The sequence below is a fragment of the Pseudomonas sp. R38(2017) genome, from assembly GCF_002112395.1.
Lineage (GTDB): Bacteria > Pseudomonadota > Gammaproteobacteria > Pseudomonadales > Pseudomonadaceae > Aquipseudomonas.
This window is the reverse complement of the sequence record NZ_NEHN01000004.1, coordinates 268,887-289,652: the sequence shown is the minus strand read 5'-3', so window position 1 is coordinate 289,652 and position 20,766 is coordinate 268,887. Positions and strand designations below refer to the sequence as shown.

General features: G+C 61.1%; 21 protein-coding genes and 1 other RNA gene. 11 read left to right on the top strand and 11 right to left on the bottom strand.

What is annotated here, in order from left to right; translation table 11 throughout:
* Positions 1–2 precede the first annotated feature (2 nt).
* The 4 genes from CAF87_RS11260 to CAF87_RS11245 are packed head-to-tail and all read right to left on the bottom strand — an operon-like array spanning position 3 to position 3,587.
* Positions 3–488: a DUF4442 domain-containing protein gene (locus CAF87_RS11260; protein WP_085731479.1), complete on the bottom strand. Its 486-nt coding sequence runs from the start codon at positions 486–488 to the stop codon at positions 3–5.
* Complete coding sequence (ubiH, locus tag CAF87_RS11255) at positions 481–1,668, bottom strand: 2-octaprenyl-6-methoxyphenyl hydroxylase (protein ID WP_085731478.1); 1,188 nt, start codon at positions 1,666–1,668, stop codon at positions 481–483. Before ubiH ends, CAF87_RS11260 begins: the two co-directional genes overlap by 8 nt.
* Complete coding sequence (gene pepP, locus CAF87_RS11250) at positions 1,665–2,999, bottom strand: Xaa-Pro aminopeptidase (RefSeq protein ID WP_085731477.1); 1,335 nt, start codon at positions 2,997–2,999, stop codon at positions 1,665–1,667. Before pepP ends, ubiH begins: the two co-directional genes overlap by 4 nt.
* Positions 3,000–3,026: 27 nt before the next feature.
* On the bottom strand, positions 3,027–3,587 hold the full coding sequence (locus CAF87_RS11245; protein ID WP_085731476.1) for a YecA family protein: 561 nt from the start codon (positions 3,585–3,587) through the stop codon (positions 3,027–3,029).
* Between the two features lie 125 nt (positions 3,588–3,712).
* Here CAF87_RS11245 and CAF87_RS11240 point away from each other — a divergent pair, with 125 nt between their 5' ends.
* From CAF87_RS11240 to CAF87_RS11225, 4 genes are all read left to right on the top strand, one after another.
* The gene (locus CAF87_RS11240; protein WP_007940359.1) at positions 3,713–3,922 is read left to right on the top strand and encodes a TIGR02449 family protein; all 210 of its coding nucleotides are present in this window, start codon (positions 3,713–3,715) and stop codon (positions 3,920–3,922) included.
* A complete protein-coding gene (locus tag CAF87_RS11235; protein ID WP_007967943.1) occupies positions 3,919–4,236 on the top strand; it encodes a cell division protein ZapA in 318 nt (105 codons plus the stop codon). The genes CAF87_RS11240 and CAF87_RS11235 overlap by 4 nt, the downstream gene beginning before the upstream one ends.
* A gap of 30 nt (positions 4,237–4,266) precedes the next feature.
* Positions 4,267–4,445, top strand: a non-coding RNA gene (gene ssrS, locus CAF87_RS11230) — 6S RNA.
* Between the two features lie 80 nt (positions 4,446–4,525).
* Positions 4,526–5,131 (top strand): 5-formyltetrahydrofolate cyclo-ligase, encoded by a 606-nt coding sequence (locus CAF87_RS11225; protein ID WP_085731475.1) that lies wholly within the window; start codon positions 4,526–4,528, stop codon positions 5,129–5,131.
* Between the two features lie 37 nt (positions 5,132–5,168).
* Here the strand turns inward: CAF87_RS11225 and CAF87_RS29270 are convergent, their stop codons facing one another.
* Positions 5,169–5,324 (bottom strand): hypothetical protein, encoded by a 156-nt coding sequence (locus tag CAF87_RS29270; RefSeq protein WP_007911192.1) that lies wholly within the window; start codon positions 5,322–5,324, stop codon positions 5,169–5,171.
* A gap of 197 nt (positions 5,325–5,521) precedes the next feature.
* On the opposite strand from CAF87_RS29270, the gene CAF87_RS11220 reads away from it, so the two are divergent.
* The 4 genes from CAF87_RS11220 (at position 5,522) to CAF87_RS11205 (ending at position 10,862) form a co-directional block, all read left to right on the top strand.
* The gene (locus CAF87_RS11220; protein ID WP_085731474.1) at positions 5,522–5,971 is read left to right on the top strand and encodes an EVE domain-containing protein; all 450 of its coding nucleotides are present in this window, start codon (positions 5,522–5,524) and stop codon (positions 5,969–5,971) included.
* 90 nt (positions 5,972–6,061) lie between these two features.
* Positions 6,062–7,027: an HlyD family secretion protein gene (locus CAF87_RS11215; RefSeq protein ID WP_085731473.1), complete on the top strand. Its 966-nt coding sequence runs from the start codon at positions 6,062–6,064 to the stop codon at positions 7,025–7,027.
* On the top strand, positions 7,024–9,744 hold the full coding sequence (rbbA, locus tag CAF87_RS11210) for a ribosome-associated ATPase/putative transporter RbbA (protein WP_085731472.1): 2,721 nt from the start codon (positions 7,024–7,026) through the stop codon (positions 9,742–9,744). Before CAF87_RS11215 ends, rbbA begins: the two co-directional genes overlap by 4 nt.
* Complete coding sequence (locus tag CAF87_RS11205) at positions 9,744–10,862, top strand: ABC transporter permease (protein ID WP_085731471.1); 1,119 nt, start codon at positions 9,744–9,746, stop codon at positions 10,860–10,862. Before rbbA ends, CAF87_RS11205 begins: the two co-directional genes overlap by 1 nt.
* Before the next feature lie 16 nt (positions 10,863–10,878).
* Here the strand turns inward: CAF87_RS11205 and CAF87_RS11200 are convergent, their stop codons facing one another.
* A complete protein-coding gene (locus tag CAF87_RS11200) occupies positions 10,879–11,286 on the bottom strand; it encodes a flagellar basal body-associated protein FliL (protein WP_065259922.1) in 408 nt (135 codons plus the stop codon).
* A 150-nt stretch (positions 11,287–11,436) separates the two neighbouring features.
* Here CAF87_RS11200 and CAF87_RS11195 point away from each other — a divergent pair, with 150 nt between their 5' ends.
* Positions 11,437–12,414, top strand: coding sequence for an NADPH:quinone oxidoreductase family protein (locus CAF87_RS11195; protein ID WP_085731470.1), 978 nt, complete (start codon positions 11,437–11,439; stop codon positions 12,412–12,414).
* A gap of 15 nt (positions 12,415–12,429) precedes the next feature.
* Here CAF87_RS11195 and CAF87_RS11190 read toward each other — a convergent pair whose 3' ends face one another.
* Positions 12,430–13,062 (bottom strand): flagellar basal body-associated protein FliL, encoded by a 633-nt coding sequence (locus tag CAF87_RS11190; RefSeq protein ID WP_085731469.1) that lies wholly within the window; start codon positions 13,060–13,062, stop codon positions 12,430–12,432.
* Positions 13,063–13,287: 225 nt separating this feature from the next.
* Between CAF87_RS11190 and glpT the strand changes: the two genes are divergently transcribed.
* On the top strand, positions 13,288–14,637 hold the full coding sequence (gene glpT, locus CAF87_RS11185) for a glycerol-3-phosphate transporter (RefSeq protein WP_085731468.1): 1,350 nt from the start codon (positions 13,288–13,290) through the stop codon (positions 14,635–14,637).
* On the opposite strand, the gene CAF87_RS11180 is transcribed toward glpT, so the two are convergent.
* Complete coding sequence (locus CAF87_RS11180; RefSeq protein WP_085708964.1) at positions 14,613–15,281, bottom strand: gamma-glutamylcyclotransferase; 669 nt, start codon at positions 15,279–15,281, stop codon at positions 14,613–14,615. The genes glpT and CAF87_RS11180 overlap by 25 nt on opposite strands.
* A 353-nt stretch (positions 15,282–15,634) precedes the next feature.
* Here CAF87_RS11180 and CAF87_RS11175 point away from each other — a divergent pair, with 353 nt between their 5' ends.
* Positions 15,635–16,111, top strand: coding sequence for a sn-glycerol-3-phosphate transporter (locus CAF87_RS11175; protein ID WP_085731467.1), 477 nt, complete (start codon positions 15,635–15,637; stop codon positions 16,109–16,111).
* Positions 16,112–16,169: 58 nt separating this feature from the next.
* Here the strand turns inward: CAF87_RS11175 and CAF87_RS11170 are convergent, their stop codons facing one another.
* From CAF87_RS11170 to CAF87_RS11160, 3 genes are all read right to left on the bottom strand, one after another.
* A complete protein-coding gene (locus tag CAF87_RS11170; protein WP_085731466.1) occupies positions 16,170–17,138 on the bottom strand; it encodes a CDP-6-deoxy-delta-3,4-glucoseen reductase in 969 nt (322 codons plus the stop codon).
* On the bottom strand, positions 17,138–18,604 hold the full coding sequence (ubiD, locus tag CAF87_RS11165; protein ID WP_085731465.1) for a 4-hydroxy-3-polyprenylbenzoate decarboxylase: 1,467 nt from the start codon (positions 18,602–18,604) through the stop codon (positions 17,138–17,140). The genes CAF87_RS11170 and ubiD overlap by 1 nt, the downstream gene beginning before the upstream one ends.
* A gap of 69 nt (positions 18,605–18,673) precedes the next feature.
* Complete coding sequence (locus CAF87_RS11160; RefSeq protein WP_085731464.1) at positions 18,674–20,671, bottom strand: acyltransferase family protein; 1,998 nt, start codon at positions 20,669–20,671, stop codon at positions 18,674–18,676.
* Between the last annotated feature and the right edge of the window lie 95 nt (positions 20,672–20,766).

Genomic DNA, 20,766 nt, shown 5'->3' with positions numbered 1-20,766 from the left:
CTTTAAGCCTGTCTCGCTTGCGGCTTGAGCCGCACGTAAAGGGTTTTACCGACCCGCGCCACCAGGTTGCCGGCGCCGTCATGAATGTCGACCTGCAACTGCGGCAGGTATTTCTCGCCAGTGGCGGTCTGCCGACGGATCTCGTCGAGCAGGGTGTCGTCGATGTTGAACCGGGCGAACACCGGGCCTTTGCCCGGCGCAATGAAATCAATGTCGGCAGCCTTGTCCCAGACGATGTAGCGCGAGCCGAGGTTCTCCATGAGCATCAACATGAAAAACGGATCGACCATCGAATACAGACTGCCGCCGAACTGGGTGCCGACGTAATTGCGGTTGTACCAGCCCAGGCCCATCGAAACCTGAATGTCACGAAAGTCATCGCTGATGTGCTTCACCCGGACGCCGGCGCCGAAATACGGCGGGTAGAACGTCATGATCCAGCGCATCAGCCGCGCCTTGCCAAACTGTTTGATCAGCCGCTCACGCATCCGGCCGCGTCCCCAGCCCCATGGCCTGACGGGCGAACCAGCGTTTGGCCGGCGGCAGCAGATCGAGGCCGAGCAGACCGATATTGCGCCCCAGCGACACCAGCGGCTGAGTGCTGCCGAACAGGCGCGTGACCTGATCGGAGAAGCCCACGGTGAGGTCCTGATCGAGGCGCTGACGCTCGCGATAGGCCTGCAGCGTGGCGAAATCCCCCAGCGGCTTGTTACTGGCCAGCAGCGCGGCGGCCAAGGCATCGGCATCACGCAGGGACAGGTTGAAACCCTGTCCGGCAATCGGATGCAGGCTGTGGGCGGCGTTGCCGAGCACGGCCAGATGCGATCGAACCTGCTCTTCGGCCTCCACCAGCGACAGCGGATACAGATGCCGCGCGCCGACCTGCTTCAACGTGCCGAGGCGGTAACCGAACACGCCTTGCAGCTCGCTGAGGAAATCACGATCACTCAGGTCCGCCAGACGTTGCGCGTCCATGCCCAGACGGGTCCAGACCAGCGCGCAGCGGTTTTCCGGCAGCGGCAGCAGCGCCATCGGGCCTTCATCGGTGAAGCGCTCGAAAGCCATGCCGTTGTGCGCTTCGCTCGGGGTGATGTTGGCTATCAGCGCGCTCTGGTTGTACGGGCGCTTGCGCACATTGATGCCCAGTTGCTCGCGCAGACCGGAACGGCCGCCATCGGCGAGCACCGCCAGATCGCATTCGACCGTGGTCTCATCGTTGAGGGTCAGACGATAGCCGTCCGGCAGCGGCTCCATGCGGATGACTTCCGCCGGGCAGCGCCAGCTGATCACGTCTTTGTCGAGGTGTTGCCACAGGCTATGACCGAGCCAGGCGTTTTCCACTACATAACCGAGCGCCGGTACGCCCTCTTCCATCGCCGACAGCCGGGCAGTGGAAAAACGTCCACGATCGGAGACGTGAATCTGTTTGATCGGCTCGGCGCGGCGGGAGATTTCCTGCCATACGCCCAGCCGCTGATAAATCTGCCGCGAGCCAAAGGACAGCGCCGACGAACGTGCGTCGTAGCTCGGCTGCCAGCTGTCGCCGGGGGCGAACGGTTCGATCAGCACGATCTTCCAGCCCCGGGCCTTGGCCCCGGCCTGCAAGGCCAACGCCAGACTGGCGCCGACCAGGCCGCCACCGATGATTGCCAGATTGACCCGACTCATGCTGCGCAGGTCCGTGCTTGCGCCATCAGGGCTTCGATCTCGGCGACGGTTTTCGGCACGCCGTGGGTCAAAATTTCACAACCGCTTTTGGTCACTACCACGTCGTCCTCGATGCGCACGCCAATGCCGCGCCATTTCTTCGCTACGTTCTGATTGTCCGGGGCGATGTAGATGCCCGGCTCCACGGTCAGCGCCATGCCGACTTCCAGCACCCGCCATTCGCCGCCGACCTTGTACTCGCCGACGTCATGCACATCCATGCCCAGCCAGTGGCCGGCGCGGTGCATGTAAAACGCCTTGTAGGCCTCGGAGGCGATCAACTCGTCCACTTCGCCCTGCAACAACCCCAGCTTCACCAGCCCGGTGGTGATGACCCGAACCGTGGCTTCGTGCGCCTGGTTCCAGTGTTTGTTCGGGGCGATTTCGGCGAATGCCGCTTCCTGCGAGGCCAGCACCAACTCGTAGATCGCTTTCTGTTCGGCGGAAAATTTGCCGTTGACCGGCCAGGTGCGGGTGATGTCGCTGGCGTAGCAGTCGATTTCGCAACCGGCGTCGATCAGCACCAGGTCACCGTCCTTGAGCAACGCGTCATTCTGCTGGTAATGCAGGATGCAGCTGTTGCGCCCGGCGGCGACGATCGAGCCATAGGCCGGCATCTTCGCCCCGCCCTTGCGAAACTCGTAATCGAGTTCGGCTTCGAGGCTGTACTCGTACAGCCCGGCGCGGCTGGCCTGCATCGCGCGGATGTGGGCCTGAGCGGAAATCCGCGCCGCTTCGCGCATCACCTTCACTTCTGCCGCCGATTTATACAGACGCATGTCGTGCAGCAGGTGATCCAGGGCAACGAATTCGTTCGGAGGCTGGGCGCCGAGATGCGCCTTGGAGCGGATCACGTTGATCCAGTCCATCAGGTGACGGTCGAATTCCGGGTTGCTGCCCATGGCCGAATACACCCGGTCGCGGCCCTCGATCAGGCCCGGCAGGATGTCGTCGATGTCGGTGATGGGGAAGGCATCGTCGGCGCCAAAGTCGCGAATCGCGCCTTCCTGGCCGGCGCGCAGGCCGTCCCAGAGTTCGCGCTCGGCATTGCGTTCACGGCAGAACAGCACGTATTCACCGTGTTCGCGACCTGGCATCAGGACGATGACCGCCTGTGGCTCGGGGAAACCGCTGAGGTACTGGAAGTCGCTGTCCTGGCGGTAGACGTGCTCGACATCACGGTTGCGGATGGCAACTGCGGCGGCGGGCAGGATGGCAATGCTGTTGGGTTCCATCTGCGCCATGAGTGCCTTGCGGCGACGGGCGTATTCCGCTTTCTGGATATGGATCATGGGCAGATGGCTTTCCCTGGCACGCGATCAGTGCAGCGACGGTTTGGCGGCTGGCGGCCCGTCGGCTTTCTTGGTTTCGGAGAACAGCAGCAGCGGCGCTACACGCAGGTACTCCATGACTTCCATGTAGTCGCTTTCGCCATCTTCGGATTCTTCCAGTGCATCTTGCACCTGGGAGATCGCTGCCAGATCCTGCAACACCTCGGTGGCCTCGGTGCTCAGCATGCTGCTGTCGCGGCAGTTCAGGCCGAAACCGGTGAGGAAGCCCTGGCACCACTGGCCCAGTGCGGCGGCGCGATCGGCCAGCGGCACGTCATCGGTCGGCAACAGCAGCACGACGGTCACATCGTCGCCCGTGAGCTCGCCCTTGACCATTTCCTGCAGGCCGATGAGCGCGTTGCGGACGTTGTCCTGCGGCTCGCTTTCGAGCAGCTCGGCGGCGTCGATCAGCCATTCTTCGGCATTGAAGCCGGCACCGGCGCAGCTGCGGCCGAGCAGCAGGCCATGCAGTTCGGCAGGCGAGACGTTGTGACCGCTGGCAGTCAGCAGGGTGGCGAAGGCTTGGTACGGGGAATTCTGAATGGGCATGGGCAGCTAGGCGCCAGACGGCGCTATGTCTAGAATGAAGGCCTTGTATCCTACATCGACAGACTCGCCAAGACCATTAAAGGCTGTCCCCCAGCCAAACCCATCAGACCGAATCAGTGGACACAATGGAAGACACCGACCTGCAAGCGCTGATGGCCAGACTCGAACTGCTGATTACTCGGGTCGAGCAACTAAAGAGTCAAAACGCACTCTTACTAGCTCAGGAAAAGACCTGGCGCGAGGAACGCGCGCACCTCATTGAAAAAAACGAAATCGCCCGGCGTAAGGTCGAGTCGATGATTTCGCGCCTCAAGGCCCTGGAGCAAGACTCATGAGTTCAAGCAATAGCGTTACCGTGCAGATCCTCGACAAAGAATATTCGATCATCTGTCCCCAGGAAGAACGCAGCAATCTGGTCAGTGCCGCGCGTTACCTGGACGGCAAGATGCGCGAGATCCGCAGCAGCGGCAAAGTCATCGGCGCTGACCGCATCGCCGTGATGGCCGCCCTGAACATCACCCACGATCTCTTGCACAAAGAAGAGCGCCCGGACATCCAGGCCAGCGGCTCGACCCGTGAACAGGTGCGCGACTTGCTCGATCGTGTCGATCTGGTGCTGGCCGACGATCCGGACATCAGCAAGGGCTGATTCGCCAGGCCGCTTGAGGTATACTCGCCGCACTCCCTGGGGTGCTTGCCAGTTGACGATGTCCCTGAGCCGATTTGCACTACCCTGGGGGTTGCACGTTGGGCTGGTGTGCATGTCCGCCAGACGGAAAGCCTTAAAGCCTACTGCATCCTCCACCTTGAACTCTCGGGTTCAAGGGCTAAGTCGACAGCGGCTCATCCGGGGAGCCTGATTCGAATCCGATGCCGGTGCATGCCGGCATCGGATTTTTTATGCGTACGTTTTCGTCCCACCCTGCCGAAGCCGAACCATGACCGAACCCGCGCTGCTGCCCCGTCCCCAACTGCGCCGCCTGCTGCGCAAGGCCCGCCGCTCCCTGACGCCAAGTCAGCAACGCGCGGCCGCCGAAGGTCTGTACAAACAACTGGCGCAGGACCCGCAATTTCGCCGGGCGAAACACATTTCCCTGTACCTGCCCACCGACGGTGAAATCGACCCGCGCCTGTTGCTGCGTGCCGCCCAGCGTCGCGGCAAGAAAACCTATCTGCCGGTACTGAGCGCCTGGCCGCGGACAAAAATGGTCTTTCAGCAGATCCGCCCCGGCGAAAAGCTGCGGCCCAACCGTTTCCGTATTCTCGAGCCTCGGGTCAATACGGCCCGTCAGCGCAAGATCTGGGCACTGGATCTGGTGTTGTTGCCATTGGTAGGGTTTGACGATGTCGGCGGACGACTGGGGATGGGCGGCGGATTCTACGACCGCAGCCTCGCGTACCTGGCCCGACGCCAGAACTGGCGCAAGCCGACGCTGTTGGGGCTGGCCCATGAATGTCAGAAAGTGGAACGACTGGCGCAAGCCAGCTGGGATGTACCGTTGCAGGGAACGGTGACCGACAAGGCGTGGTATTTCGCAGGGTAGACGCCGCGAGGGAGTCAGCGGCGTCGGGAAGACGGGATCAGCGTTTGAACGCAGTCGACTGCTGTACTTGTTGCGCCACTTCAATCGGAGCATCGGCCTTGTTGGCCCACAGACTTTGCGCATAACCGGTGGTCACGACGCCAAGGCCAAACAAAATCACCAAAGTCCACAGCAAATCCGGTTTGCGTTTCATCGATTGCCCCCCTCAAGGCACATCATCACGATGACAGCAGCGGTTTCCATTCGTAGGCCGTGCAGCAGCGTCAAGCTTTAAAGGCCGGCATTTTGCGACAACGTGAACCTCTGCGCAAATGCTGGCGTCAACCGACTGTCGGTTTGTCATAAAATTGCCCGACAACCTGCCCAATGACCGTTTCAGGAGCAACCACCATGGCCTACTGGCTGATGAAATCCGAGCCCGACGAACTCTCGATCAAGGGTCTGGAAAAACTCGGCAAGGCGCGCTGGGACGGGGTGCGCAACTATCAGGCGCGCAATTTCCTGCGGGCCATGGCGGTGGGGGATGAGTTCTTTTTCTATCATTCCAGCTGCCCGGAGCCGGGGATTGCCGGGATCGGCAAGATTATCGAAGCCGCGTACCCGGATCCCACCGCACTGGAGCCTGAAAGTCATTACTTCGACCCGAAGGCCACACCGGAGAAGAATGCCTGGAGCGCAATCGACGTCGCCCACGTCGAAACGTTTGCCCGGGTGTTGAAGCTGGACTATCTGAAGCAGCAGAGCGCACTGGCCGAAATGCCGCTGGTACAGAAAGGTTCACGACTGTCGGTGATGCCGGTGACAGCCGAACAGTGGGCGGCGGTACTCGGCTTGCGTTGAAACGGCCCCGTCTGCCGCTCATTTGATTGATATCAAGCGCTACCATCGCTTGAACCGTCAAACTGGACGCCACAGTCGCAGGATGCCTCCATGTCAGCGCACAGCCGCTCCTCTCTTTTTTTTGCCGGATCTCTCATCGTATTGCTGGTGGCCGCCGGTGGTTTCGGTTACTGGGCGTCCATGAGCAGCCGTCTGCCCGAAGGCCTGTCCTCCGGCAACGGGCGCCTGGAAGCCACGGAAGTGCAGATCGCCAGCAAGACACCCGGGCGTCTGGCCGAGGTGCTGGTCGATGAAGGCGACAAGGTCGGCAAAGGGCAATTGCTTGCCCGAATGGATACCCGAACCCTCGAGGCCCAGCGCAATCAGGCCGAAGCCGAGGTCATACGTGCCCGGGAAAACCTGGCAGCAGCCCAGGCCAACGTGCAGTTGCGCCTGAGCGAGCAACTGCTGGCCCAGCAAGAGCTCGGCCGCTCACAGTCGTTGTTCAAGCATGGTTTCGTCAGCGCACAGGTCATCGATCAGTTGCAGTCACGCATCGGCACGGGCAACGCCGCCGTAGCGGCGGCCCGGGCGCAGGTCGCCGCTGTCAGCGCCGCCATCGGTGCCGCACAGGCCCAGGTGGCGCAATTGGCCAGTGAAATTGATGACAGCAGTTTGCGTGCGCCGATCGACGGCGTGATCCAGCTACGCATGGCCGAGCCCGGTGAAGTGTTGGGTGCCGGGGGGCGAGTCTTGCTGATGATCGATCCCACTGACCAGTACATGAACCTGTACCTTCCGGCCTCCGTCGCCGGACGCCTGGCGGTGGGCGATGACGCTCGGATCCTGCTGGATGCCCTGCCCGACCGGTCGTTACCGGCGAAAGTCAGTTTCGTGGCGGCCAAATCGCAATTTACCCCCAAAGAGGTCGAGACCCGCGATGAGCGACAGAAACTGGTCTTTCGCGTCAAGCTGCGCCTGACTGAGCCTGGCAACGTACCGCAGGCCAAGCCTGGCATGCCCGGCGTCGGCTACGTGCGCACGGCGCCGATCGGTTGGCCGGCCAATTTGCAATGAACGGCATCGCGGTTCGAGCGAGCGCCATTGCGCACCGCTATGGCCAGCGGCAAGCCCTGGATGCAATCGCGTTCGATCTGCCGGCGGGCACCCGGTGCGGTTTGATCGGCCCTGACGGCGCGGGCAAGTCCAGCCTGCTGGGCCTGATCGCCGGGGTAAAAGCCCTTCAGCAGGGACAACTGGAAGTCCTTGGCGGCCCGATTCAGGATCGCGCCCATCGCAACACGTTGTACGCGCGCATCGCCTTCATGCCGCAAGGGCTGGGTGGCAACCTGTACCCGGAACTGTCGATCCGCGAAAACGTGCAGTTTTTTTCCACACTGTTCGGCTTGTCTGCCAACGAAAGCGAACAGCGGCTGCACAACCTGCTGCTCGCCACGGACCTGTTGAGGTTTGCTGATCGCCCGGCCGGCAAACTGTCCGGCGGCATGAAACAGAAACTGGGGCTGTGTTGCGCGTTGATCCATGAGCCGGATCTGCTGATCCTTGACGAGCCCACCACGGGTGTCGACCCACTCTCTCGGCGGCGCTTCTGGGAGCTGATCGACGACGTGCGACGCCAGCGGCCGCAACTGACCTTGCTGGTCGCCACGGCGTATATGGAAGAAGCCGAACAATTCGAACATTGTCTGATGCTCGATGGCGGCCGGATGATTGCTTCGGGATCAAGCCGCGAGCTGGCAGCGGCCACTCCCAGCGGCAAACTCGATGATGCCTTCACTCACTTTCAGGGCGACAGCCGTCGCGACCTGCAACCGCTGCAGATCCCGCCGCGTACCACCAACACCGATATCGCCATCGAAGCCCACGAGCTGACGTTGCGTTTCGGCGACTTTACTGCAGTGGATCACGTCAGCTTCGCCATCGGACGCGGTGAAATTTTCGGATTTCTCGGCTCCAACGGCTGCGGCAAGACCACCACCATGAAAGTCTTGACCGGGCTGATGCCAGCCAGTGAGGGCAGCGCAACGCTGCTGGGCAACCCGGTGGATGCAAGGGATCTGGCCACGCGCAAGCGGGTCGGCTTCATGTCCCAGAGCTTTTCGCTGTATGGCGAGCTCAGCGTCCGGCAGAACCTTGATCTGCACGCACGCCTGTTCGATATGCCCAAGGCCGAGAGCGCCCCGCGCATCGATGCCTTGATTCAGCGCTTCGATCTGCACGGCGTCGCCGATCAGCCGTCAGGCGCCTTGCCCCTGGGACTGCGCCAACGCCTGTCATTGGCCGTCGCTGTCCTGCATCGTCCGGAAGTATTGATACTGGATGAGCCAACTTCCGGCGTCGATCCGGCAGCACGGGACGATTTCTGGCGACTGTTGATCGAACTGTCCCGTGATCAGGGCGTGACCATTTTTCTCTCCACCCATTTCATGAACGAAGCACAGCGATGCGACCGCATCTCCCTGATGCATGCGGGCCGGGTCCTGGCCTGTGACGCGCCGGCCGCCCTGCAGCAGCAATTCAATGGCGAATCCCTTGAGGCTGCGTTCGTGACTTGTCTCGAACAGGCCCAGGGCAACACCGAGGCGCCACCGGCAGCCGAACCACCGCCGGCCGCGATGGCCCCGGCCATGTCCGTCACTGAACACGGTTTCAGCTTCGGGCGTCTGACAGCGGTGGCCAGCCGTGAAGGCAAGGAATTGCTGCGCGACAAAGTGCGCTTGGCGTTCGCTCTTCTGGGCGCCATTTTCATGATGGTGATTTTTGGCTACGGGATTTCCCTCGACGTGGAAAATCTTGCCTTTGCCGTGTACGACCAGGATCAGACCCCCCAAAGCCGTGCCTACCTGGAGGCCTTTCGCGGCTCGCGCTACTTCGCCGAACAGCCGGCAATTGAAGACGCGCAGGCCTTGCACCGACGCCTGCAACGTTCGGAAATCAAACTGGCGCTGGAGATCCCGCCCGGTTTCGGCCGCGACCTGTACGCCGGGCGCCGGCCGGCGGTGGCGGCGTGGCTGGATGGCGGCATGCCGTTTCGCGCGGAAACCAGTCGCAACTATGTCGAAGCCGTCCATCAGGCCAATCTCGAGCAACTCGCCGAACAGAGCAGCCCCGCGCTCAACCGCCAGGCTGCCGCCAGCCTGGAAACCCGTTTTCGTTATAACCAGGACGTGGTCAGCGTCAACGCGATCGGCCCAGGCGTGATGGCGCTGATCCTGGCGTTCATTCCGGCGATGCTGACGGCCCTCGGCATCGTGCGTGAGAAAGAGCTGGGGTCGATCACCAATTTCTACGCCACGCCCCTGACGCGTCTGGAGTTTTTGCTGGGCAAGCAGATGCCTTATCTGCTGGTCAGCCTGGTCAACCTGGCCGTCCTGGTGGCCATGAATCGCTGGCTGTTCGGCGTACCGTTCAAGGGCAGCGGGCTGACCCTCGCTTTCGGCGGGCTGCTGTATGTACTGGCCACCACCAGCATGGGGCTGCTGATCTCTGCGTTCACCCGAACGCAGATCGCGGCAATTCTCGGCACCATGATCATCACCAGCCTGCCGACCATCCAGTTCTCCGGTCTGATCGTGCCGCGCTCGTCACTGGAGGGTGCCGCTGCCGTGATGGGCACGCTGTTCCCGGCCGGCCACTTCCTCGACATCGCAGTAGGAACGTTCACCAAAGCGCTGGATCTGCGACAGCTCTGGCCGCAATGCCTGGCGCTGTCCGGCTTCTTTATCGCGTTCACCGGATTGAGCCTGGTCATGTTGAAAAAGCAGGAGGCCTGATGCACAAGTTCGCGCATATCCTGCGATTGGGACTCAAGGAACTGACGAGTCTGCGGCATGACAGCGTGTTGCTGCTGTTCCTGTTCTACGCCTTTACCGTGGCCATCTACATGCCGGCCGCCGGATCGGTAATCGGTGTGCATAACGCCAGCGTGGCGATTGTCGACGAGGACCATAGCGCCCTCTCCCGACAATTGGCCCAGGCGCTGCAACCTCCGGAGTTCCAGTCTCCCGTCCCGCTGCGCTACGAACGACTGGATGAAGTCATGGACAGTGGCCAGTACACGTTCGTCATCAATATCCCGGCTCGCTTCCAGACCGACCTGCTCGCGGGCCGTCACCCGGCCGTGCAAGTCAATGTCGATGCCACCGCCATGAGCCAGGCGTTCATGGGCGCCGGCTACATCGGCCGGATATTCCAGCGCGAGCTGTTGGCTTATGCCGGCCAGGGCAATGCGCAGGCCTATGCCCCGGTGCAACTGACGACCCGTGCCCTGTTCAATACCAACCTGGAGGGGGGCTGGTTCCTGGCCGTGATCCAGATCGTCAACAACATCACCATTCTGGCGATCATCCTGACCGGCACAGCACTGCTGCGGGAACGCGAACATGGCACCCTCGACCATTTGCTGGTGCTGCCGCTGACCGCGCTGGAAATCATGCTGGCGAAAATCTGGAGCAATCTGCTGGTGGTGGTGCTATGCACCTGGCTGTCGCTGGAGGTGATCGTCAAAGGCGCACTCGGCGTGCCGCTGTCCGGCTCGCTGAGCCTGTTTTTGCTGGTCACGGCGGTTTATCTGTTCGCCAGCACCGCGTTAGGTATTTTCCTGGCAACGCTGGCGCGTTCGACACCGCAGTTCGGCCTGCTGGCCATCCCGGTGATTATCCCGATGTTGCTGCTGTCGGGCGGGAGTACGCCGCTGGACAGCATGCCGCAATGGCTGCAATGGGTCATGCAGGGATCGCCTTCCACCCATTTCGTCAGCCTCGGCGCCGCGATTCTGTTCCGCGACGCCGGGCTGAGTGTGGTCTGGCCAGACTTGCTGGCCCTGACCGTCATCGGATTACTGTTCTTCTTCATCGCCCTGGCGCGCTTTCGCAGAAGCCTGGCGTCCTGAACCGCAGCCGCGATGCTTACTGAATGATCAGATTGTTGAACAACAGATCTTCAACCACCGGTTTGCCGGTCTCGTCATTCATCACTTGCTGGGTCTGCTTCAAGGCTTCCTGACGCAGTTTTTCCTTGCCTTCGATGCTGCCCATCGCATCGGTGGTCTGCTGGGTGAACAGCGCCACCAGTTGATTGCGGATCAGCGGCTCGTTGGCCTTGACCAGCTTGGTCGCCTCGTCACCCGTCACTCGCAACGCCACGTCGGCCTTGTAGACCTTGAGCTTCGGCGTACCGTCCAGCCCGTAGTTGCCCACGAACGGCGGGCTCAGGGTGATGTAGTTGACCTTCGGCGCCTCGCCTTCTTTGGCTTCTTCGGCCAGCGCTGCCACAGGCAGAGACAGGGCCAGCAACAACATGATCCACGCTTTCACAATTCGCTCCTTATCCGGTTTGCGGCCTAGCATAACGACCCGCCGCGCAAGCACAAGCTTATGGCGGACTATCAGGGCCGGGCATGCTCGTTGACCCGTTGACTGCCACACCTACACTTATCGGCCATCACTCCCAAAGGAATAGCCCTGATGAAAGCCGTGCTGTGCAAAGCCTTCGGTCCTGCCGAATCGCTGGTGCTGGAAGACGTCGCCAGTCCTGTCGCGAAGAAGAATGAAATCCTGCTGGACGTGCACGCCGCCGGGGTCAACTTCCCGGACACGCTGATCATCGAGGGCAAGTACCAGTTCAAGCCGCCCTTCCCGTTTTCCCCGGGTGGCGAAGCCGCCGGCGTGGTCAGCGCGGTAGGTGAAAAGGTCGTCCACTTGAAAGTCGGCGACCGGGTCATGGCCCTGACCGGCTGGGGCAGCTTCGCCGAGCAGGTGGCAGTGCCGGGCTACAACGTGCTGCCGATCCCGCCATCGATGGATTTCAACACCGCCGCCGCGTTCAGCATGACCTATGGCACTTCGATGCACGCGCTCAGGCAGCGCGGCAACCTGCAACCGGGGGAAACTCTGTTGGTGCTTGGCGCCTCCGGCGGTGTCGGCCTGGCTGCCGTGGAAATCGGCAAAGCCATGGGCGCCCGGGTGATTGCCGCCGCCAGCAGCGCCGAAAAACTCGCCGTGGCCAAGGCTGCCGGTGCGGACGAACTGATCAACTACAGCGAAACCAGCCTCAAGGACGAAATCAAACGCCTGACCGACGGCCAGGGTGCCGACGTGATCTACGACCCGGTCGGCGGCGATCTGTTCGACCAGGCCATCCGCGCCATCGCCTGGAACGGCCGCCTGCTGGTGGTCGGTTTCGCCAGCGGACGCATCCCCGAACTGCCGGTCAACCTCGCCCTGCTCAAGGGCGCGGCCGTGCTCGGCGTGTTCTGGGGCTCCTTCGCCCAGCGCCAACCGCAGGACAACGCAGCGAACTTCCGGCAACTGTTCGGCTGGTTCGCCGAAGGCAAGCTGAAGCCGCTGGTGTCGCAGGTCTATCCGCTGAGTGAGGCGGCACAGGCGATCAATGATCTTGGGCAGCGCAAGGCGGTGGGCAAGGTTGTGGTGAAGGTGCGCTGAAGCACCTCGGAGCCGTCATTTGTTGCCGGGAGAGTCCTCAGCATCGCCCGGCAACAGGTGCTCCTGAACCTTCCGGCTGCTGGCCTTGATAAGGTGGCCCTCTTCATCGAATCGCAGAACGATCAGCCAATCGTAGACTTCGTCCGGCCATTTTTTCTGGCCCATCAGGGCCGTGCTGTCGCCACCGAACGCTTGAATCAGGTGGTTGATATGGCCGTGATGCCAGGCAATCAGGATCGTCGGCGCCTGATTGCTCTTGCGCAGCAGCTTGACCAGTTCGTGGGCATCGTTATTGATGTAAGGCTGTTCGACAGTCAGGCCCAGGCGTTCGGCCAGCGGGGTCAACGTCAGGCGTGAGCGGGAACTCACCGGGCTATCCCCTGCGGCAATCAGTCGTTCCGGGGTCAGTGTCTGGCCATCCAGTTTCAACGGATTGAAATAGTTGACATAGGCGCGAGCCCTTTCTTCGCCCCGGGCATTGAGTACAGCTCCCTCAGTGGGCTTTTCCGCATGGCGGATGATCAGCACGGTTGCATTACGCAAACCGGACTGGGCCGGATGATCGGCGTAAATCAATGTCAGCACCGCAACGGCAATGACCGTCACCGCCAATAATCGGCGCATCAGCATGCGAACCTTCAAAGCCATCATTCATCTCTGTTGATCAGTCGGTCGACGGATCGCGAGTCTAAGCCAACCCATGTTCACAAGTGGTGAAAACGCCCTGTTCTTACAGCAGAGCGACAGGTTCGTAAAAGAACGTGCGACTTCCAACATTTTCCGCTGTTTTGCCGATGCGAACCGGTGCTATTTTCGGTAACGAAACTGTAACATTCGCATCCGCAGTCAAAACAAGAAATCTGGAGCTCTTGAATGTTTGCTTTCTTTCGACCTGCCGCACATCAGGCTCCATTGCCTGAAGAAAAAATAGACAGTACCTACCGACGCCTGCGCTGGCAGATCTTCGCCGGTATCTTCTTTGGCTACGCGGGTTACTACCTGCTGCGCAAAAACTTCTCCCTGGCCATGCCGTACCTGATCGACGAGGGTTACACCCGCGGCGAACTGGGTCTGGCGATGTCGGCCATCGCAATCGCCTACGGTCTGTCCAAGTTCCTCATGGGCCTTGTCTCCGACCGTTCCAATCCGCGCTACTTCCTGCCCTTCGGCCTGCTGGTCTCGGCGGGGGTGATGTTCATTTTCGGTTTCGCGCCCTGGGCAACGTCCAGCGTGACCATGATGTTCATCCTGCTGTTCATCAACGGCTGGGCCCAGGGCATGGGCTGGCCGCCGAGCGGACGGACCATGGTGCACTGGTGGTCGCAGAAGGAGCGCGGTGGCGTGGTGTCCGTGTGGAACGTGGCGCACAACGTCGGCGGTGGTCTGATCGGCCCGCTGTTCCTGATCGGCATGGGCCTGTTCAACGACTGGCACGCAGCGTTCTATGTACCGGCGGCGGTAGCCCTGGCGGTGGCGGCATTTGCCTTCATCACCATGCGCGACACCCCGCAATCGGTTGGCCTGCCGCCGATCGAGAAGTACAAGAACGACTACCCGGAAGGCTACGATGCCAGCCACGAAGACGAATTCAGCGCCAAGGAAATCTTCGTCAAATACGTGCTGCGCAACAAAATGCTCTGGTACATCGCCATGGCCAACGTGTTCGTCTACCTGCTGCGCTACGGTGTACTGGACTGGGCGCCGACCTACCTCAAGGAAGCCAAACACTTCGACGTCGACAAGACTTCGTGGGCGTACTTCTTTTATGAGTGGGCGGGTATTCCGGGCACGCTGCTGTGCGGCTGGATGTCGGACAAGATCTTCCGTGGCAACCGTGGCCTGACCGGCATGGTGTTCATGACCCTGGTGACCGTCGCAACCCTGGTTTACTGGCTGAACCCGGCCGGCAACCCGACGGTCGACATGATCGCGCTGTTCTCGATCGGCTTCCTGATCTACGGCCCGGTGATGCTGATCGGCCTGCAGGCACTGGAGCTGGCGCCGAAGAAAGCCGCCGGTACTGCGGCGGGCTTCACCGGCCTGTTCGGTTATCTGGGTGGCTCGGTCGCAGCCAGTGCAGCGATGGGCTACACCGTGGACCACTTCGGTTGGGATGGCGGTTTCGTGCTGCTGGTGGGCGCTTGCCTGCTGTCGATGGCCTTCCTGGCCCCGACCCTGTGGCACAAGCAAGTCGCCAGTCAGAGCCGCGAAGCAGTCGCCTGATCGGCTTTTGACTTACAGCGCTTGAGCCGCGCCTCCAGATTCCGGTCTGGCATGGCGTGGCTGCGCAGGGCGTGAGCGGTCTGCTCGACATAATCGCGAGTCGTGCCGTAACGCCCGCAAGCGCTTTCGAACACCTGGCTCAGCACGTGATCCGGCAGATTGCCGGCATAGCTGGGCAGGTGTCGCTCCAAGACAAATCCCAATGCCTGTACCTGGCTGCCATCTTCGAGACGGCAGTTGAGCCAGTGTGGCCGATAGGACGGGAACGGCATCTCGCGTTTCCACAGCGCATACAGCGCACTGTCGAGGTTGTCTTCCGGCAACCGATAGGCAAAGCCGCTGCACGAACCGCCGCGATCCAGACCGAAAACCAGCCCCGGCATTTCCGGCGTGCCGCGATGTTCGTGTGACCACAGGTACAGACCGCGATGGTAGCCATGCACCCGTCCGCGCACACGCTCTACCGCCGAACACTCCGGACGCCAGATCAATGAACCGTACGCGAACAACCACACCGGCCCGCCCTTGTGACGCGCCATGGTCGATTGCATGGAAGCGAGAAGTTGTTCGTGAGTCAGCTGCGGCCCCAGGTCGAGCCGCGGAGGATAAGCCAGATTCAGAAAAGCAGATTCTATGGCTGTCATGACGGAAGTATTCGGCCCCGCAAGTATTACAAGATGTAAGCACTATTCGCTTGATAGAACATATAGCAGTAACTGTAAAACGAAAAGTGCTAAAGGATGTATGACACCTTCAATAGCGCTAATTCGGGGTTATCCGCGATGGCTATCTTGTTTGATATAGCCTAATACCATTGCGCAGATATCTTAAATACCCGAATGAAATATGCATAAGCCTTCGCTCGTTCAGGTTTCGTTCATGAAGTCCCGGGATTTTTCCTACTAAAATTTCGGACTTTCCATATTTACCGTCGCTGAACGCCTACGTACAACGGCTTTCCTCTGGCGCAAGCCACCCGTTCAACCGAGGCTGCACGATGAACACACCAAGGCTTTTGGCCGCACTTTTATTGATTCAGACCGGCCTGGCACTGGCCGCAGATGACTCGCAAGAGGACAAGGGTTTCTGGTACGCACAAACCAGTGTCTATACCAAACATTACTCACCCGACCCCGAACACAATAATCATCAGGACTTGATCGGCATTGAACGCAATCAGGCTTCCGGCTGGGTATTTGGCGGGGCAACTTTCCGTAACTCGTTCAGTGAGCGCTCCAATTACGCCTATGCCGGCAAACGCTTCGAGAGCGCCGTTTATCCGGTGTATGTGAAACTCACGGGCGGGTTGCTGCAGGGCTATCGGGGTGACTACAAGGACAAGATCCCGCTCAATCACTTCGGCGTTGCACCGGTGATCATTCCCTCGGTCGGCACCCATTATGGCCCGCTGGGCGCCGAGCTGGTTTTTCTCGGCGCCAACGCGGCCATGGTGACGACGGGCGTGCGGTTCTAGGAAGGCTAAGCCGAGGGCTCAATCGCGCGGCTCAATTCGCGCGGCTCAAGAGCGCGGCTCAAGAGCGCGGCGCATACGCAAACACATCGGCGCGCATCTGGTGGGCGTCCATTCCGGATTCCACCAGCGCATCCAGCGTGCCGTAGACCATCGCCGGCGAGCCGCTGGCGTAGACGTGCAGGGATTTCAGGTCCGGAAAATCCTCACACACGGCTTCATGCAACATCCCGCAGCGCCCTTCCCAGCCGCACTGGTCGCTGACGACCTTGTGCAGGAACAGGTTGGGCAGCTTCAGCCATTCGTCCCAATGCTCGATTTCATAGAAATCTTCCGGACGACGCACGCCCCAGTACAAATGCACCGGATGCTTGAAGCCGTTGGCCCGGCAATGTTCGATCAGGCTGTGGATCTGGCCCATGCCAGTGCCGGCGGCAATCAGCACCAGCGGCCCGTCCGGCAACTCCGCGAGATGGGTGTCGCCGAACGGCAGTTCGACCCGCACCATCGAATTGCGCTGCAGTTGCTCGATCAGGCTCAGGGCACTGGCTTCGCGCGCCAGGACGTGGATTTCCAGGTCTCGCCCGCCGTGGGGCGCCGAGGCCATGGAAAAGGCTGACTTCTCGCCGCTCTCGCGCTCGATCATCAGGTACTGACCTGCGTGATAACGCGGCGGCTTGCCGGCCGGCGCCCGCAGGCGCACGCGCCAGGTATCGCCACCGACGTCCCGGCATTCGATGACCTGACACGACAGGCTGCGCACCGGCAGTTCTCCCAGCGCAAGCACGCCATCCCACAGCAGGATGCAGTCTTCCAGCGGCTGCGCTATGCAAGTGTAGAACTCGCCGTGGTCATGCACCTTGCCGGCCTGTTCGACCCGGCCTTCCACCAGCAGCGCTGCGCACACGTGACAATTGCCGTTGCGGCAGCTTTGCGGGCATTCGTAGCCCAGGCGCCGCGCACCATCGAGAATCCGCTCTCCGGGCCGTATCTCAAGCACCGCTCCGGAGGGCTGCAGGGTTACACGCATCAATCTATTCCTAACTGATTCCAGATGGCATCGATCCGTTGGGTGACGGCATCATCCTTAATGATGACGCGGCCCCACTCGCGAGTGGTTTCGCCCGGCCATTTGTGGGTGGCATCCAGACCCATTTTCGAGCCAAGTCCCGACACCGGCGAGGCGAAGTCGAGGTAGTCGATCGGCGTGTTGTCGATCATCACCGTGTCGCGCTTGGGGTCCATGCGCGTGGTGATGGCCCAGATCACGTCGTTCCAGTCCCGCGCGTTGATATCGTCGTCGGTGACGATAACGAACTTGGTGTACATGAACTGTCGCAAAAACGACCAGACACCCAGCATCACGCGCTTGGCGTGGCCCGGATACGACTTCTTCATCGTCACCACGGCCATGCGGTACGAGCAGCCTTCCGGCGGCAGGTAGAAGTCGGTGATCTCCGGGAACTGCTTCTGCAGGATCGGCACGAACACTTCGTTCAGCGCCACACCGAGAATCGCCGGCTCATCCGGTGGACGGCCGGTGTAGGTGCTGTGGTAGATCGGCTTGATCCGGTGAGTGATGCGCTCGACGGTGAACACCGGGAAGCTGTCGACTTCGTTGTAGTAACCGGTGTGGTCGCCGTACGGGCCTTCATCGGCCATTTCTCCCGGATGGATCACGCCTTCGAGGATGATTTCGGCAGTGGCCGGCACTTGCAGGTCGTTGCCACGGCACTTCACCAACTCCGTGCGACTGTCGCGCAGCAGACCGGCGAAAGCGTATTCGGAGAGGCTGTCCGGCACCGGGGTGACCGCGCCAAGAATGGTAGCCGGATCCGCGCCGAGGGCCACGGACACCGGGAACGGCTGGCCCGGATGCTTCTCGCACCACTCACGGAAATCCAGCGCGCCGCCACGGTGACTGAGCCAGCGCATGATGACCTTGTTGCGGCCGATCACCTGCTGACGGTAGATGCCGAGGTTCTGCCGATCCTTGTTCGGGCCTTTGGTGACGGTCAGGCCCCAGGTGATCAGCGGCGCCACGTCGCCCGGCCAGCAGGTCTGCACCGGCAGCATCGCCAGGTCGACGTCATCGCCTTCGATGACCACTTCCTGGCACGGTGCTTCTTTGACGACTTTCGGCGCCATCGCGATGATCTTGCGGAAGATAGGCAGCTTCGACCACGCGTCCTTCAAGCCCTTCGGTGGCTCCGGTTCCTTGAGGAACGCCAGCAGCTTGCCGATCTCGCGCAGTTCGCTGACCGATTCGGCGCCCATGCCCATGGCAACCCGCTCGGGGGTGCCGAACAGGTTGCCGAGCACCGGAATGTCATAGCCGGTCGGTTTCTCGAACAGCAGCGCCGGGCCCTTGGCCCGCAGTGTGCGGTCGCACACTTCGGTCATTTCCAGCACCGGCGAAACGGGAATCTGGATGCGTTTCAACTCTCCGCGCTGCTCAAGCTGCTGCACGAAATCCCGAAGATCCTTGAATTTCATTGACGATGGCACCCTCAAAATAGGCGTACATCCTACCTGCTATGCCGGTCGCTGGCAGCCCGTCACTGCTTACTTGGCTGCATTCACCTGACCTTTCGCGAGTTTTTTCCCGGCTTGCAGACCGACAAACAACGGTTCAAGGATCGGTGCCACGAAACGGGCGCCGACTTCTGAAAGGTGATTGTCATCGGTGTAAAGGGAATAACCATCAAGCTCCGTGCGGCACAGACCACTTTCATCACACAGCCGTGGCGCCGGGTCGACCACCCGTACCGCCGGGTCTCTTGCCAATTGAGCGAACAACTGGCTGATGAATGCCTGACGCTTGTAATGCTCGCCAACGGCCAGACCAACACCTTCCACCGGATGATTGAGCATCGCCAGACGCGTGAGGCGATAAGGCGGACTGAACGCCTGCAACGGCACCTCTTTCACCAGCCAGACGCGATGCCCACCCGCGCGCAGTTGCGCAATCCGTGCACGCAAACCATCGGCCAGACGCTGTTCGGCAGCGGCGCGATCGTATTTCCCGTCAGTCGTTCTGAGCACATGGCCAAGGTCACCTTTGGCATCGCCATACAGATAGAGGCTCCAGCGCGCGACCAGCACCACATCGCTGACACGTTGCGCACTCAAGCTTTGCTCGACCCGTCGATTGAAACGCGCACAGACACCGTCATGCTCCAGCCCGTCAACCGGGATGCAGCCGGGAGAGCTGGCGAGGATCACGCTGACCCCGTGGGCTTTCGCGCCATCATCGAATACCGGAATCAGCGCCGTGGCGTGACTGTCACCCCAGACCATCGCCTGGGTTGGCAGGTTTTCCACACCGTAATGACAGAACAGCTTGTCGTCCGGGGTTTTGTCGTCCGCCAGGCATGCCATCAACTCCGGACGCCACTCGCGCCCCTTCGCATATTGCAGCGCCTGATCGGACAGACGCCACGGCAAGCCATCGGTCCAGCGCAGGGACTGCCCGGCCAGACCGAGCACCAGAATGCCGCAGAAACCGGCCAGCAGAACCTGCCGGCGCCCACCGAGCAGGCGACGTTCACGAAATGGCGTCTCGACAAACCTCCATGACAGATAACCCAGTACCAGCGTCAACAGGATCAAACCCGCAATGTCCAGCGCGCCCGGTTCCTCGACGCTGGCGTAGCTGGAAAACACGAACACCGGCCAGTGCCACAAGTACCAGGAGTAAGAAATCAGGCCGAGGCCGACCATCCCCCTACTGCTCAGGAGTCGGCCAATCAGCGTCTCTCGATGACCGTTGGCCAGAATCAGCGCCACCACACCCAACACGGGTAGCAGCGCGGTGACACCGGGGAACGGCGTGCTTTTGTCGTACGCGAACACTGCCAGCAGGATCAGCCCCATGCCGAGCAGGCTCAACCACTGCGCGGCCATCGGCTTGAGCCGCCACGAATGCCGGGGTGCCACAGCGAGCATCGCCCCGGCCAACAGCTCCCATGCCCGCATCGGCAACAGGAAGAAGGCTTTTTCCGGGTGATGATTGACCGCCCACACGCTCAGCCCGAAGGACAACAGCAACACGCCGAACAATGCCAGTCGCCAGTGTTTCAGGCGGCTCGAGAGCAAGGTCAGCAGTAGCGGGAAGATAATGTAGAACTGTTCCTCCACCGCCAGCGACCAGGTGTGCAGCAGCGGTTTGAGATCAGAGGCAACGTCGAAATAGCCATCCTGGCGCATGAACAGGATGTTCGAGACAAAGGTCACTTGATAGCGCACCGAGCGTCCGAGCTCTTCGTAATCCCTGGGCGCCAGCAGGAACCAGCCCACCGCCAGCACCGCGATGATCATCGCAAACAGCGCCGGCAGGATCCGCCGGGCACGCCGGGCCCAGAACTCGACGAAGCTGAAACGCCCGGCCTGGCGCTGGTTCCAGATGATCGAGGTGATCAGGTAACCGGAAATCACGAAAAACACGTCCACGCCGACAAATCCGCCGGTGAACCCCGGGACGCCAAAATGAAACAGCACCACGGCAATCACTGCGACTGCGCGCAAGCCGTCGATATCCCTTCGGTAAGCGAGTGTGCTCATAAATCCTGAATGCCAATCATGTGGTTATTTTTTGTACAGCCTCGGACGCTGCCTGTTGTTTTGCCAACTCACTGACCTTACCAGATCGCAAACCT

Bases quoted from the DNA above. Each gene is read 5' to 3' on its own strand.
- CAF87_RS11235 (WP_007967943.1), top strand. From the start codon at position 3,919: ATGAGTTCAAGCAATAGCGTTACCGTGCAGATCCTCGACAAAGAATAT.
- CAF87_RS11220 (WP_085731474.1), top strand. From the start codon at position 5,522: ATGGCCTACTGGCTGATGAAATCCGAGCCCGACGAACTCTCGATCAAG.
- CAF87_RS29270 (WP_007911192.1), bottom strand. From the start codon at position 5,324: ATGAAACGCAAACCGGATTTGCTGTGGACTTTGGTGATTTTGTTTGGC.
- CAF87_RS11245 (WP_085731476.1), bottom strand. From the start codon at position 3,587: ATGCCCATTCAGAATTCCCCGTACCAAGCCTTCGCCACCCTGCTGACT.
- CAF87_RS11240 (WP_007940359.1), top strand. From the start codon at position 3,713: ATGGAAGACACCGACCTGCAAGCGCTGATGGCCAGACTCGAACTGCTG.
- CAF87_RS11215 (WP_085731473.1), top strand. From the start codon at position 6,062: ATGTCAGCGCACAGCCGCTCCTCTCTTTTTTTTGCCGGATCTCTCATC.
- ubiD (WP_085731465.1), bottom strand. From the start codon at position 18,604: ATGAAATTCAAGGATCTTCGGGATTTCGTGCAGCAGCTTGAGCAGCGC.
- CAF87_RS11205 (WP_085731471.1), top strand. From the start codon at position 9,744: ATGCACAAGTTCGCGCATATCCTGCGATTGGGACTCAAGGAACTGACG.
- CAF87_RS11260 (WP_085731479.1), bottom strand. From the start codon at position 488: ATGCGTGAGCGGCTGATCAAACAGTTTGGCAAGGCGCGGCTGATGCGC.
- glpT (WP_085731468.1), top strand. From the start codon at position 13,288: ATGTTTGCTTTCTTTCGACCTGCCGCACATCAGGCTCCATTGCCTGAA.
- ubiH (WP_085731478.1), bottom strand. From the start codon at position 1,668: ATGAGTCGGGTCAATCTGGCAATCATCGGTGGCGGCCTGGTCGGCGCC.
- CAF87_RS11195 (WP_085731470.1), top strand. From the start codon at position 11,437: ATGAAAGCCGTGCTGTGCAAAGCCTTCGGTCCTGCCGAATCGCTGGTG.
- CAF87_RS11180 (WP_085708964.1), bottom strand. From the start codon at position 15,281: ATGACAGCCATAGAATCTGCTTTTCTGAATCTGGCTTATCCTCCGCGG.
- pepP (WP_085731477.1), bottom strand. From the start codon at position 2,999: ATGATCCATATCCAGAAAGCGGAATACGCCCGTCGCCGCAAGGCACTC.
- CAF87_RS11225 (WP_085731475.1), top strand. From the start codon at position 4,526: ATGACCGAACCCGCGCTGCTGCCCCGTCCCCAACTGCGCCGCCTGCTG.
- CAF87_RS11160 (WP_085731464.1), bottom strand. From the start codon at position 20,671: ATGAGCACACTCGCTTACCGAAGGGATATCGACGGCTTGCGCGCAGTC.
- rbbA (WP_085731472.1), top strand. From the start codon at position 7,024: ATGAACGGCATCGCGGTTCGAGCGAGCGCCATTGCGCACCGCTATGGC.
- CAF87_RS11175 (WP_085731467.1), top strand. From the start codon at position 15,635: ATGAACACACCAAGGCTTTTGGCCGCACTTTTATTGATTCAGACCGGC.
- CAF87_RS11190 (WP_085731469.1), bottom strand. From the start codon at position 13,062: ATGGCTTTGAAGGTTCGCATGCTGATGCGCCGATTATTGGCGGTGACG.
- CAF87_RS11170 (WP_085731466.1), bottom strand. From the start codon at position 17,138: ATGCGTGTAACCCTGCAGCCCTCCGGAGCGGTGCTTGAGATACGGCCC.